Annotated in this window: 10 protein-coding genes; 6 read left to right on the top strand and 4 right to left on the bottom strand. The window is 63.8% G+C overall.

What is annotated here, in order from left to right; all coding sequences use genetic code 11:
• Positions 1-42: 42 nt before the first annotated feature.
• From urtD to urtA, 4 genes are all read right to left on the bottom strand, one after another.
• Positions 43-795, bottom strand: a complete 753-nt coding sequence (urtD, locus tag B597_RS44395) for an urea ABC transporter ATP-binding protein UrtD (protein WP_003295662.1) — start codon at positions 793-795, stop codon at positions 43-45.
• Positions 792-1991, bottom strand: a complete 1200-nt coding sequence (urtC, locus tag B597_RS44390) for an urea ABC transporter permease subunit UrtC (protein ID WP_024162509.1) — start codon at positions 1989-1991, stop codon at positions 792-794. The genes urtD and urtC overlap by 4 nt, the downstream gene beginning before the upstream one ends.
• Before the next feature lie 46 nt (positions 1992-2037).
• Positions 2038-2955, bottom strand: coding sequence for an urea ABC transporter permease subunit UrtB (gene urtB, locus B597_RS44385; RefSeq protein WP_003295665.1), 918 nt, complete (start codon positions 2953-2955; stop codon positions 2038-2040).
• A gap of 63 nt (positions 2956-3018) precedes the next feature.
• A complete protein-coding gene (gene urtA, locus B597_RS44380) occupies positions 3019-4188 on the bottom strand; it encodes an urea ABC transporter substrate-binding protein (protein WP_419184911.1) in 1170 nt (389 codons plus the stop codon).
• A gap of 416 nt (positions 4189-4604) precedes the next feature.
• Between urtA and B597_RS44375 the strand changes: the two genes are divergently transcribed.
• The 6 genes from B597_RS44375 to B597_RS44350 all read left to right on the top strand — a co-directional run bounded on the left by B597_RS44375 (position 4605) and on the right by B597_RS44350 (position 13997).
• Complete coding sequence (locus tag B597_RS44375; RefSeq protein ID WP_003295669.1) at positions 4605-8009, top strand: hybrid sensor histidine kinase/response regulator; 3405 nt, start codon at positions 4605-4607, stop codon at positions 8007-8009.
• A complete protein-coding gene (locus tag B597_RS44370; protein WP_003295671.1) occupies positions 7999-8655 on the top strand; it encodes a response regulator in 657 nt (218 codons plus the stop codon). The genes B597_RS44375 and B597_RS44370 overlap by 11 nt, the downstream gene beginning before the upstream one ends.
• Positions 8656-9222: 567 nt before the next feature.
• Positions 9223-10761 carry an MBOAT family O-acyltransferase gene (locus B597_RS44365; RefSeq protein WP_003295673.1) on the top strand — a complete coding sequence of 513 codons (1539 nt, stop codon included), beginning with the start codon at positions 9223-9225 and terminating at the stop codon, positions 10759-10761.
• Between the two features lie 21 nt (positions 10762-10782).
• The gene (locus B597_RS44360) at positions 10783-12684 is read left to right on the top strand and encodes an HAD-IIIC family phosphatase (protein ID WP_003295675.1); all 1902 of its coding nucleotides are present in this window, start codon (positions 10783-10785) and stop codon (positions 12682-12684) included.
• Positions 12681-12929 (top strand): acyl carrier protein, encoded by a 249-nt coding sequence (locus B597_RS44355; RefSeq protein ID WP_003295677.1) that lies wholly within the window; start codon positions 12681-12683, stop codon positions 12927-12929. The genes B597_RS44360 and B597_RS44355 overlap by 4 nt, the downstream gene beginning before the upstream one ends.
• A 3-nt stretch (positions 12930-12932) precedes the next feature.
• Entirely contained in the window at positions 12933-13997 is a 1065-nt protein-coding gene (locus B597_RS44350) for a hypothetical protein (protein WP_003295678.1), read from the top strand.
• Positions 13998-14038: the final 41 nt, after the last annotated feature.

Below are 14038 nucleotides of genomic sequence, written 5' to 3'. Positions count from 1 at the left end.
AACCGCGAAGCGCTATTCACGCCTGCCAGGGCCCGTACCGCCTCAATGCCCCAGATAAACCTCGATGACCTTGGGGTTGCTCTGCACCGCTTCCATGCTGCCCTCAGCCAGCACCTTGCCCTGATGCAGCACGGTGACCTTGTGGGCGATGCTTTTGACGAACTCCATGTCGTGCTCGATCACCAGCACCGAGCGGCCCTGGCTGATGCGCTTGAGCAGCTCGGCGGTCTGTGCCCGCTCGCTGACGCTCATGCCGGCCACCGGCTCGTCGAGCATCAGCAACTCCGGGTCCTGCATCAGCAGCATGCCGATCTCCAGCCACTGCTTCTGGCCATGGGAAAGCAGCCCGGCTTCACTGTGCAGCTGTTCGGCAAGGCCGATTTCCGCCGCGATCTCCGCCACCCGCGCGACGACCTCGGCGCTGCGCTTGAAGAACAGCGCACCGAACACCTTGCGCCCGGCCGGATAGGACATCTCCAGGTTCTCGAACACGCTGAGGTTTTCGTAGATCGACGGGTTCTGGAACTTGCGCCCTACCCCGGCGCGAACGATGTCGAACTCCTTCATCTTCGTCAGCTCGCGCCCGTCGAACTGGATCGAGCCGCCGGTGGCACGGGTCTTGCCGCAGATCAGGTCGAGCACCGTGGTCTTGCCGGCGCCATTGGGGCCGATCACCACGCGTACTTCGTTGCGGTCCAGATAGAGGTTCAGGTCGTCGACCGCCTTGAAACCATCGAAGGAAACGGTCAGGCCCTCGATGGCCAGCACCGGTTTGGGCATCTGAAATCCGCTCATGGGGTGCTCTCCAGTTGCTTGGCGGGAACCGCATCGATCGCTCCGGCTCTCGAGGCCGGCGGCCGCTCGGCTGGTTGCGCCGCCGCGGCCGGTGGTTGACGTCGGCTCGGCAGTCGCAGCCGTACCAGCCATTTGCTGGCATGGCTCTGCCAGAGGCCGGCCAGGCCGTTGGGGAAATACATGACCACGGCGATGAACAGGCCACCCATGAAGTACAGCCAAAGTTCGGGGAAGCTCTCGGAGAACACCGTCTTGCCGTAGTTCACCAGCAGCGCGCCGTACACCGCGCCGAGCAGCGACATGCGCCCGCCCACCGCAGCAAAGATCACCATCTCGATCGACGGCACGATGCCGACGAAACTCGGCGACATGAAGCCCACCTGCAGGGTGAACATCGCCCCGCCGATGGCCGAGAAGCTCGCCGCCACGCAGAACACGAAGATCTTGAAGCTGGCCACGTCGTAGCCGGAGAAGCGCACCCGCTCTTCCTTGTCGCGCATGGCCATCAGCAGACGCCCGAGCTTGGACGCAAGGATGAAGCGGCCGATCAGGATGCAGCCGAGCAGCAGCGCCGCATTGACGAAGTACAGGATGATCTTCGCCTCGTCGGTACGGATGTCCCAGCCGAGCAGGGTCTTCAGGTCGGTGATGCCGTTTACCCCGCCGGTCAGGCCCTGTTGGCCAATGATCAGGATCGTCAGGATCGCCGCGATCGCCTGGGTGACGATGGAGAAGTACACGTCGCCCACGCGGCGCTTGAACATCGCCATGCCGATGATCAGCGCGAGGATCGCCGGCACCGCGACCACCGCCAGCAGGGTGAAACCGAAGCTCTGGAACGGTTGCCAGAACAACGGCAGTTCGGTGATCTGGTTCCAGTCCATGAAGTCCGGGATGCCCGGCGTGGACTGGATCTTCGTACTTTCCGGGTCCGACGCCTCAAGCTTGAGAAACATGGCCATGCAATAGCCACCGAGGCCGAAGAAGATCCCCTGCCCCAAGCTGAGAATGCCGCCGTAGCCCCAGCAAAGCACCAGCCCCACCGCGACGAAGGCGTAGGTCAGGTACTTGCCCACCATGTTCAGGCGGAAGCTGTCGAGCAGCAGCGGAAACACCAGCAGGAGCAGCGCCGCGAGGATCAGCAGACCAATGCCGCCCTGCTTTCCGCCGAAGAATTTATCGAGTGTCGAGTTCATGCCTTGGCCCTCACGTCGTTTGCCATCGCCACCAAAAAACTGTTCATCATTTGCGCACCTTGGCCGTGAACAGCCCCTGCGGACGCAGCATGAGGATCAGGATCACCGCCGAAAGGGTCAGCACCTTGGCCATCGAGCCGCTGATGAAGAACTCGGCCATCGATTGCGTCTGGGCGATGGAGAACGCCGAAGCGATGGTGCCGAACAGGCTGGCCGCGCCGCCGAAGACCACCACCAGGAAGGTGTCGACGATGTACAGCGAACCGGAGGTCGGCCCGGTCGAGCCGATGGTGGTGAACGCCGCGCCAGCAACTCCGGCCACGCCGCAGCCCAGGGCGAAGGTCATGCGGTCGACCTTCTTGGTGTTGATCCCCACCGAACGTGCCATCACCCGGTTCTGCACGGTAGCGCGCACCTGCAGACCCCAGCGCGAGCGGTACATGAGGACGAAGATCGTCGTGGTGAGCAGCAGTGTCAGCGCCATCACGAACAGACCGTTGAGCGGAATGTCGATAGTGTCAGTGGGCATCCAGGACCCCATCAGCCAGTCCGGCAGCGTGGCGCTGACCTCGCGCGCCCCGAAGATCGAACGGAACGCCTGCTGCATCACCAGCGACAGGCCCCAGGTTGCCAGCAGCGTGTCCAGCGGACGGTGGTAAAGCTTGCTGATCAGCGCCCATTCGGCCAGCCAGCCCAGCGCCCCGGCAATCACGAATGACAGCACGATGGCGACGAAGAAGTAGTAGGGCTGCAGCTCAGGCAGGTACTTGAGCGTCAGCACCGAAACCAGATAGGTGGTGTACGCGCCCACCGTGAGGAACTCGCCATGGGCCATGTTGATCACGCCCATCTGGCCGAAGATGATCGCCAGACCCAGAGCCATCAGCAGCAGCACGCAGAACACCGACAAGCCGTTGAAACCCTGCATGGCCGCGATGGCACCAAACTCCGATAGCCATTCCATGATGATGTCTCCTGATGGCAAAAGAGAGCGCCGCGGGCCTGCCGGCACGCGGCGCAGGGAGGGTTACTGATAGCCTTTCGGGAAGGGATTCGGCTCGATCAGATCGGACTCGTAGACCACCTGGAACTGGCCGTCGGCCTGCACCTGACCGATGCGCGTCTTGCTCCACAGGTGCTGGTTCTCATGCACCTTCACGTAGCCTTCCGGCGCGGTGTTGAGCTCCAGCCCGGCGGAGGCGGCAACCACCTTGTCGACGTCGAAGCTGCCGGCCTTCTCGACCGCGGCCTTCCACAGCCATGGGCCGAGGTAGGCGGCCTGGGTAACGTCACCGATCACCGCGTCCTGGCCATACTTGGCCTTGAACGCCTTGACGAATTCGGCGTTGTTCGGGTTGTCCAGGCTCTGGAAGTACTTCATCGAGGCGTAGAAGCCGGCCATGTTCTCGCCGCCGATGCCGAGCAGCTCGTCCTCGGTGACCGAGAGGGTCAGCAGGGTCTGCTTGTCCGCGGTGATGCCAGCGGCCTTGAGCTGCTTGTAGAAGGCGACGTTGGAGCCGCCGACCACGGCGGCAAAGATCACGTCGGGCTTCTTCAGCTTGATCTTGTTGGTCAGCGAACCGAACTGGGTGTTGCCCAGCGGGTAGTACTCCTCGCCCACCACCTTGCCGCCGAGAACGTTCTCGATGTGCTTTCGGGCGATCTTCATCGAAGTGCGCGGCCAGATGTAATCCGAGCCGAGCAGGTAGAAGGTCTTGGCGCCCTTCTCCTTGGCGACCCAGTCGAGGCCGGCGAGGATTTGCTGGGTGGCCTCCTGGCCGGTGTAGACGACGTTCTTCGACTGCTCCAGGCCTTCATAGAAGGTCGGGTAGTAGAGCAGTCCGTTCTCGCGCTCGAAGATCGGCAACACGGCCTTGCGCGAGGCCGAGGTCCAGCAGCCGAACACCGCGGCGACCTTGTCGCGTTCCAGCAGCTTCTTGGCCTTTTCGGCGAAGGTCGGCCAGTCGGAGGCGCCGTCTTCCTGAATGACCTTGATCTGCCGACCAAGGATGCCGCCCGAGGCGTTGATCTGCTCGATGGCCAGACGCTCGGCCTGGATCGATCCGGTCTCGGAGATGGCCATGGTGCCGGTCGCCGAATGCAACTGCCCGACCATCACCTCCGTATCGGTGATCGCGAGGCCGGTGGTATTGACCTCGGCGCTGGCGGTCGAGGCGAAGATACTCATTGCCAGCATCGAGAGTGCCGCAGCCCCCTGCGCAAGCCGGCGGGGAAGGCGGCGTGACGAACCCGTCAGTTTTGAATCCATGATGATTGCTCCTGTCTCGGTGGGCCGTGCATGGCTTGCCGCAACATTGCTGCTGCGCGCCGGCATCGGGTCGGGAGCAAGAATGGGCTCGGCTGGCGGGCTGGGGTATACGCAGGATGACGTAAGCGGGTACGTCATCTGACGTATCCGCTGCGGGTGCTCTGCTGGTGCATCCTTGCGCCGGTATGGAGCACGCCAGCAGCCGGCAACCCTCGCCCCTGCCGATAACGGCAGCGCTGCGCCAGCATGCGTTCCGGCGCTCCGCCGGGGGTCATCAGCAGTGCCGAACGGGGGCACGGAAGTTGCTCAAACCAGGGACACGACAAACAGCCGGGGCCGCCAGCGTGCAATTCACGGGCACACAGCGCATCGTCAAGATTCGCCGCGACTACAACAGCTGGGTCGCCGACGAGACGCTGGAAGACTACGCCCTGCGTTTTACCCCCAAGTCGTTTCGCAAGTGGTCGGAATTCCGTATCGCCAACACCGCGCTCGGTGCAGTGTCGTTCCTGGCCCTGGAAGCCATCGGCGGCACGCTGGCCCTTTCCTACGGTTTCACCAACACCCTCTGGGCGATCCTCGCGGTGGCGCTGGTGATCTTCCTCACCGGGTTGCCGATCAGTTACTACGCGGCGCGCTACGGCGTGGACATGGACCTGCTGACCCGCGGCGCCGGCTTCGGCTACATCGGCTCGACCATCACCTCGCTGATCTATGCCAGCTTCACCTTCCTGTTCTTCGCCCTGGAAGCGGCGATCATGGCGCTGGCGCTGGAGCTGTACTTCGGCATCCCGCTGGCACTGGCCTACGTGGTCTGCTCGATCATCATCGTGCCGCTGGTGACCTACGGCATCACCCTGATCAACCGATTGCAGCTCTGGACGCAACCGGTCTGGCTGATCCTGCTGTTGCTGCCCTACATATTCGTCATCGCCAAGAACCCCGAGGCGCTGAGCGATCTGACCAGTTTCGCCGGACGCGAAGGCGACGGCGGCTCGTTCAACCTGCTTTCCTTCGGCGCCGCCTGCACCGTGGCGTTGGCGCTGATCACGCAGATCGGCGAGCAGGTCGACTACCTGCGTTTCCTGCCGGAAAAGACGCGGCAGAACCGCGTTCGCTGGTGGCTGGCGATGCTTGCCGCCGGCCCCGGCTGGATCATCCCCGGCGCACTGAAGATGCTCGCCGGCGCCTTCCTTGCCTTTCTCGCACTGCAGCACGAGATTCCGGTGGACAAGGCAGCCGAGCCGACGCAGATGTACCTGGTGGCCTTCAGCTATGTATTCGCCTCGCCGGAATGGGCACTCGGGGCGATGGTGCTGTTCGTCATCGTCTCGCAGGTGAAGATCAACGTGACCAACGCCTACGCCGGCTCGCTGGCCTGGTCGAATTTCTTCGCCCGCGTCACCCACAGCCACCCTGGCCGCGTGGTCTGGCTGGTGTTCAACGTATCGATCGCGCTGATGCTGATGGAGCTGGGCGTATTCGAGGCCATCGAGCAGGTGCTCGGGTTGTACGCCAACGTCGCCATCGCCTGGATCGGCGCATTGGTCGCGGACCTGGTGATCAACAAGCCACTGGGCCTTTCACCCAGGCATATCGAGTTCAAACGCGCGCACCTCTACGACATCAACCCGGTGGGCGTGGGCGCCATGCTGATCGCCTCGCTGCTGGCGATCCTCGCCCATAGCGGCGTGCTCGGTGCTCTAGCCCAGGCGGCCTCACCGATGATCGCACTGGGCACCGCACTGGTCTGCGCGCCGCTGATCGCCTGGCTCACCGGCGGCCGTTTCTACATTGCCCGTGAACGCCAGCCGCAGCTGCTATACCCCTACACCGAGCGTGGTAAAGTGGCGTGCGTGCTCTGCAGCAACGCCTTCGAAGAGCCGGACACCGCCTTCTGCCCCGCCTACGGAGCGCCGATCTGCTCGCTGTGCTGCTCGCTCGATGCCCGTTGCGGCGACCTCTGCAAACCCGACGGCCGGCTCTCGGCTCAATGGGAAAACTTTGTCCGCTGGGCCTTTCCACAGGTTTCGATTCCGCGCCTGCATACTCGGCTGGCGCACTACCTCGGTGTGCTCGGGTTGATCATCGGGCTACTCTCGCTGGCGCTCTGGCTGATCTACAGCCAAGTCTCGCTGAGCGTCGCGGCCAGCCCGCAGGGGGTTGGCGAAACGCTCTACCAGGCCTTCCTCAAAGCGTTCCTGGTGCTCTCGCTGTTCGCCGGCATCCTCGCCTGGTGGGTGGTACTGACCCGCGAAAGCCGCCACGTGGCCCAGCATGAGTCCGATCGCCAGACGCACCTGCTGATGCAGGAGATCGAAGCCCACCGCAAAACCGACGAGCAGTTGCAGAAGGCCAAGGAAGCCTCCGAGGCCGCCAATGCAGCCAAGAGCCGTTACGTCACCGGGCTGTCCCACGAACTGCGCACGCCGCTCAACAGCATCCTCGGCTATGCGCAGATCCTGCTGCGCGACAGCACTTTGCCGGCCCGGCACAAGGACGCCCTGGGAACCATCCACCGCAGTGGTGCCCATCTGCTTTCGCTGATCGACGGGCTGCTCGACGTGGCCCGGATCGAGGCTGGGAAACTCAACCTGGAACCATCGGAAATCGCCTTCCCGGAATTTCTCCAGCAACTACGCCAGATGATTGCCCCACAGGCAGAGGAAAAGGGCCTGCGCTTCCACTTCGAAAGCCAGGGACGCATTCCTGCCGTGGTGCGCGGCGACGAGAAACGCGTACGGCAGATTCTCATCAACCTGCTCGGCAACGCGGTGCGCTACACCGACGCCGGCAGCATCACCCTGCGCGCCAGCTACCTGCGCGAAACCGCGACCTTCGAGATAGCCGATACCGGCATTGGCATCGCCCCCGAACAGATCGAACGGTTGTTCCAGCCCTTCGAGCGCGGCAATCCATTGCGTCACGACAGCGGCCTGGGCCTCGGCCTGACCATCACCCGCATGCTCACCGCCTTGATGGGCGGCGAGCTGTCAATGAAGAGCGAACCAGGTCGCGGCAGCGTTTTCCAGCTACGCCTGTTCCTCTCCGAAGTTCGCGTGCCGCAGGCGGTCGTGCACGTCGAGCACGACATCATCGGTTATCACGGTCCGCGCCGCCGCGTGCTGGTGGTCGACGACCACATCGAACACCGCAAGGTGCTCGCCGGCATGCTCGAACCGCTGGGTTTCGAGATGCTCATGGCCGGCAATGGCCAGGAAGCACTCAGCCAGGTCTCGCTGCACAACCCTGACTTGATCTTGATGGACCTCTCCATGCCGCAGCTCGACGGCTGGCAGACCGCCAGGCTGATTCGCCGCTCGGTGGGTTCGACAGCGCCGATCATCATCATTTCCGCCAATGCCTTCGTCGACGGCGCGAGCGTCACCGCCGATTGCAGCGACTACCTGCCCAAGCCGGTACACGCCCCGGTGATGCTGGACAAGATTCGTCAGCAGCTGGGCCTGGACTGGCTCAGACGCGATGCGGGCACCACCGCCTCGATGGCCGCCGCTCTGCCGCTCGATGCCCTGCATGCGCTGCAGCAACAGGCTTCGCTAGGTTACGTGCGCGGCGTACTCGAACTGCTCGACCAGCTCGAAGGCGAGCTGCCTGCCGCTGCCAGGCAGCTCGAAGAACTGCGTCAGTTGGCCAGACGGTTCCAGATCAATGAACTGAGCCTGCGCCTGAACGAGGCAATACAGGGCACCGACATCCAGACCACCATGGAGGCACCCCATGCAACCTGATCATCCGCAAAGCCAGGGCATCGTGATGATCGTCGACGACGTTCCCGACAACCTCGCCCTGCTCTCTGGCGCGCTCGACCAGGCCGGCTACATGGTGCTGGTGGCACTCGACGGTTTCAGTGCGCTGGAGCGCATGCAACGAATGAAGCCGGACATCGTCCTGCTCGACGCCATGATGCCAGGACTCAATGGCTTCGATACCTGCCGCCGGATCAAGGCTTGCAGCGAACTGGAGGACGTACCCGTGCTCTTCATGACCGCCCTGACCGAGAGCGAGCATGTGCTCGCCGGTTTCGAGGCCGGCGGCATCGACTACGTGACCAAACCGATCCACCCGGAACAGGTACTGGCCCGGGTCGCCGCGCATCTGCGCACCGCACGCGCGCTGCAGGACGCACGACAGGCACAGGCACCAGCCGATGAACAGCAGATTCAGGCCACCTTGACCCAGCGCTTCCAACTGACCGGTCGCGAGGTGGAGGTGTTGCACTGGGTGTCCTGCGGCAAGACCAACCGTGATATCGGCGACATCCTCGGGCTAAGCCCACGCACGGTAAACAAGCACCTGGAACACGTCTACGTGAAGCTCGGCGTGGAAACCCGAACGGCTGCCGCCGCCATCGCCATGTCCGCCATTGGCCGCTGAGCAGCAGCTAGGCAAGCACACCCTGCCACTCGAAGGCAGCCGAGGATCGGTAGTTCACCCGACAAACTACCGCTTCGCTGGTGTGCAACATGGGCTTGAGCTATCCATCATCTGTAGCCCAGCCGGGCGCCAGCCGCTGCGCAGACAGCTGAAGCCGAGCGACATTCGCTGCCCCTGGCGCTTGCTCGCCAGCCAATGAACACCCCGGCACAGGTGCCGTCATCGTGACCGTCCATCGAACCGGGCCCAGGTGGACCAGTGGTGCACCCTGTAAGCCGCGCCAGCCGCGACCTCCCGAAGGTGCGACAAAAAAGCGCCCGATGGTTAAACCACCGCCGAAACTTTTTTTTACAACCTCACGTCCGACACAAAGGAGCTCAGGGGGATAACGGTCCACAGACCGCATTCCAAGCGAGCATCCGCAAGGGGCCGAGGATGGCGCGATGCCGGCGATGAAGGATGCCGGTAGGGCGACTGCAGTAAACGGTGGCCGAACAGGATGGATCGCCCCGCCTCGCAGGCGGCCTGGGCAGCGATGAACGTGCGCTGAGCAGGGAATAAGGGAAGATGCTTTTCAATTCAGTGGAATTCATCGCCGGTTTTCTTCCGGTGGTGCTGATCGGCTTTTTCGTGCTGACCGGATCGGGTCGTCAACGACTCGCGGTGATCTGGCTGACCATCGTCTCGCTGGTGTTCTACGGCTGGTGGAACCCGGTCTATGTACCGTTGCTGGTCGCCAGCATGCTGGTCAACTACCTGCTCGGTGGCTATCTGCGCCAGCATCCGTCGCGCCTGGTGCTGGGCCTGGCGGTCGCGGCGAACGTGCTGCTACTCGTCTACTACAAGTACACCGGTTTCCTGCTCGGCACCCTGGATGCGGCGCTGGATCTCGGCTGGCGAGTGGAAGACATCATCCTGCCGCTGGCGATCTCCTTCTTCACCTTCCAGCAGATCGCCTATCTGGTCGATGCCCATGACGGCGTGGTGGAGGAGCACGATTTCGCCAACTACTGCCTGTTCATCAGCTTCTTTCCGCAACTGATCGCCGGGCCGATCACGCATCACGGCGAGATGCTCGCGCAGTTCAACGACCGCGGCAGCTTCCGCGCGCGCATCGACAACCTGTCGCTGGGCGCGACGGTCTTCCTGCTCGGGCTGTTCAAGAAAGTGGTGATCGCCGACACCCTCGCGCTGAAAGCCACGCCGGTGTTCAACCTGGCCGCCGACGGCACAATCCCGGCGTTCTACGACGCCTGGACCGGCGCGCTGACCTACACCCTGCAGATCTACTTCGACTTCTCCGGCTACAGCGACATGGCCATCGGCCTCGCGCTGCTGTTCGGCATCAGCCTGCCGGCCAATTTCAACAGTCCGTTCAAGGCGCGCAATGTCATCGACTACTGGTCGCGCTGGCACATGACGCTGACACGCTTTCTCACGGCCTACATCTATAACCCCATCGTGCTGCGCGTGACCCGTGCGCGCATGGCCGCCGGCAAACCGCAGCCGCGACGCGGCAAGATGACAGTCGGCACCTTCTTCGCCCTGGTCGCCTACCCCACCGTGTTCACCATGTTCATCTCCGGCGTCTGGCATGGAGCGGGCTGGCAGTTCGTCGCGTTCGGCCTGCTGCATGGCCTGTATCTGGTGGTGGCTCACGGCTGGCGTGCCTGGAAGGTGCGCCAGGGCTGGAAGCTGGATAGCGACCTGTGGTGGCACAAGGCAGCGGCTATCGCCCTGACCTTTGGCTGCGTGGTCGTGGCGATGGTGTTCTTCCGTGCCAGCGACGTATCGGCGGCCCTGGCGATCCTCGGCGGCATGCTCGGCCTGAGTCCGACCAGCACGGCGATGGATCGCTCCGATTTCGTCTACATCGCCGCGCTACTGGTGTTTGTCTGGGGCATGCCGAACGTACAGCAGTGGATGGGCCACTTCCGCACCGCACTCAACTACCAGGCCCAGCTGCACTGGACTGAACGGCTACTGCCGATCAGCGCCTGGCGTCCGACGGCGATCCACGGCATGGCGGTCGGCGTACTCGGCTTCTTCGCCCTGGCGATCGCCTTTTCCATGGCGCCCACCGAGTTTCTCTACTTCCAGTTCTGACCACGAAAAGGAGTTCCAGGCATGCAACAGCTCACCTGGCTTGCTTCGCATCCGGACCTCTCCGGCGCGATCAGCCAAGCCAAACGCATCGAAGACCCGCTGCAGCGGCTGCTCGAAGCCGTCCGGCTGGCCGCCTTTCAACGGGATTTCACCCTGACCGCACGGCTGGACAAGTTGGCCGCCGCGGGAATCGAGGAGCATGCCGCGGCAGCGCGGCTGACTCCCCTGCGCGTGGCGCTGCTGGCCTCGCATACGGTCGACCACCTGCTGCCCGCCATTCGCGTCGCCGGGCTGCAGCGCCGCATGGCGCTGTCACTGCACGCGGCACCTTACGGCATGTACCGCCAGGCTTTGTTGGCCGACGATCCGGCACTGAGCGCCTTCGCACCTCAACTGATAGTGCTGGCACTGGATGCGCGCGACGCGCCGCTGCAGCTACCCCTGCAGGCGTCGCAGGAGCAGGTGGATACCGCTATCGATGAGCGTATCGAGGAGTTGCGCCTGCTCTGGCGCCGGGCCCGCGAGCGCTATGCCGCGCAAGTCGTGCAGCAGACACTTGTGCCAGCCGACCCACCGCTGTTCGGCTCATATGAGGCATTGCTGCCTGCCTCGCCCAGGGCACTGATAGAGCGCCTGAACGCGGCCATCCGCAACGCCGCTCGCGAGGACGGCGTGCTGCTGCTCGACCTCGCCTGGCAGGCTGCCGCGTACGGCAATGGCCTGGCCGACCCGGTGCGCTGGCACCAGGCCAAGCAGCTGATCAGCCCGACGGTGGCGCCGCTCTATGGTGACCAGTTGGCCCGGGTTGCCGCCGCCATCGCGGGGCTGTCACGCAAGTGCCTGGTGCTGGATCTGGACAACACCCTGTGGGGCGGCGTGATCGGCGATGACGGCATCACCGGCATCCAGCTCGGCCAGGGCAGCGCCAGTGGCGAGGCCTTCCTGGCCCTGCAACGCTACGCCACCCAGCTGGCACGACGCGGGGTGATCCTGGCGGTATGCAGCAAGAATGATCTACAGGTGGCCGAAGCGGCATTCACGCACCCGGAGATGGCGATAAAGCGCAGCGATATCGCAGCCTTCATCGCCAACTGGGAAGACAAGGCCGGCAACCTGCGGCGCATCGCCTCGATGCTGGATATCGGCCTCGACAGCCTGGTGTTCGTTGACGACAACCCGGCCGAGCGCGACATCGTTCGCCGCGAGTTGCCGGAGGTAGCCGTTCCGGAACTGCCCGAAGACGTGGCCGACTATCCCGCCTGCATCGCCGCGGCCGGCTATTTCGAAGCGGTGTCCTTCACCACCGACGACGCCGAGCGCGGTCGCAGCTATGCCTTGAACGCCGAACGCAAGGCTGCCCTGAGCCAGGCCACCGACATGGAAGGCTACCTGCGCGGGCTGCAGATGGTTCTGCGCGTCACGCGCATCGGTCCGGCCGAACTGGCCCGTGCCACACAGCTGATCAACAAGACCAACCAGTTCAACCTCACCACCCGCCGCTACACCGAGGCCGAGGTCGAGCGCATGGCCAGCGACCCGCAAACGATCGCGCTGGCCCTGCGACTGGCAGACAAGTTCGGCGACAACGGGCTGATCAGCGTAGTGCTGGCGCGACCGGATGCAGCCATCGCGGCGGACGAACTGCTCATCGACAGCTGGCTGATGAGCTGTCGCGTGCTCGGTCGCCAGGTCGAGGCCGCCGTGCTCGATGTACTGGCCAACGCCGCGGAGGCAGCCGGTTGGCGCGCACTGGTCGGCGAATACCGCTGCACCGAACGCAACGGCATGGTCGCCGAACACTATCCGCGGCTCGGCTTCGAGCTGCGCCCCGCCCCTGCCAACGCCACCACCGATGCAAGTTTCTGGCGCTACGAGCTGGCCTCGCGCGCTCCCATCAATCATCACATCCAGGTGCAAGCATGAATGAAATGGAAATTCTCCAGGCGCTGACCCAGGTCTTCCACGATGTGTTCGACGATGACGATATCGTCCTCACGCCGGAAACCACAGCCGACTACATCGATGGCTGGGATAGCCAGACCCATGTACTGCTGATCGTGGCTGCCGAACAACGCTTCGGTATCAAGTTCCGCACTGCCGAACTCGAATCACTGAAGAATGTCGGCCACTTCGTCCAGTTGATCCAGACCAAGCTCGGAGGACGTTGAATCATGAACAGAACCGTCGATACATGCCCGGGCGACGCTGTCGACCGGGCCGAGGCAGACCAACGGCGGGTACGAGCCGGATACCTGCTGGGTATGTTCGCCGGGCTGTTCGGGATGCTCGGCGGCTTCGCAGGCGTGCTCGCCTGGCTCAACCACACTGACAACCTGCCGCCGCCGGCCTTCGCCAACAGCCTGTGCGTGGACGAAAAGCTGCATTTCCTGCGGCACAATCCGATCGATCGACCGAACCTGTTGATCGTGGGTTCCTCGGTGGCCTGGCGCCACGTCGATGGCGACGTGCTGGTCGAGCAGACGCCCGGATTGCGCCCGCTCAATGGCGCGTTCTGCGGGCTGCACGCCAACCAGGCGGGCTATGTCGCCGACTGGCTGCTGGACCGCGAGCCGACCATTCGCCAGGTGGTAATGATCGTCGATCCGCAGGACTTCGCCGGTTGCTGGAAGGAGCCGGATGCAGTCTTCGACCGTGAGGATGTCGACCGCTACGTCTACCAGCAGGCCTCTCGCTGGGGTTACTACATGCGTTACTTCTCGCCACGCTCGCTGCTGCGCAACGCACGGACGGTCAAAGCGCAGCGTGCCAACGAGATCGAATGGGATCCGCTGGTATTCACCCGTCATGGCGACGGACCGCTGGAACCGCAGGCAGACCGGGGCCTGTTCTATGGCAAGCCGGACTCGCTGGACGACAGCTGTTTCGCCGCGTTGAGCAGGCTTTCGAATCGCCTGCAACAGGAGCAACGGCAACTGCTGCTGGTTTCCACGCCGCTGCATCCGCAGTGGAAGGCCGAGGTCGATGGCGACGGCAGCTTTCTCGCCCGCTTCGACGCCAAGCTGACCGACGCCATCGCCGGTAATGCCGGGGCGCAGTACTGGAATGCCGATCGCGAATGGGTCGCCCCGCCAGCCGCTTTCGTCGACGCCATCCATCTACGCTGGTCTGCCGTACAGGGCTTTTCCGAGGCGCTGGCCAAGCAGTTGCATGAGGCGGAACAGGCCAGGGTCGGCGGGTCCGTGCTGGCCGGAAACGGCGCTTATCGTGCGCCATGACCAGCAAGCGAAGCGCTGAGCGGAGACAGCCCGAGCCCTGA

It is taken from the genome of Stutzerimonas stutzeri KOS6, assembly GCF_000307775.2.
GTDB lineage: Bacteria > Pseudomonadota > Gammaproteobacteria > Pseudomonadales > Pseudomonadaceae > Stutzerimonas > Stutzerimonas stutzeri_B.
The sequence above is the reverse complement of the archived record's forward strand: the minus strand, read 5'-3'. Positions and strand labels throughout refer to the sequence as shown.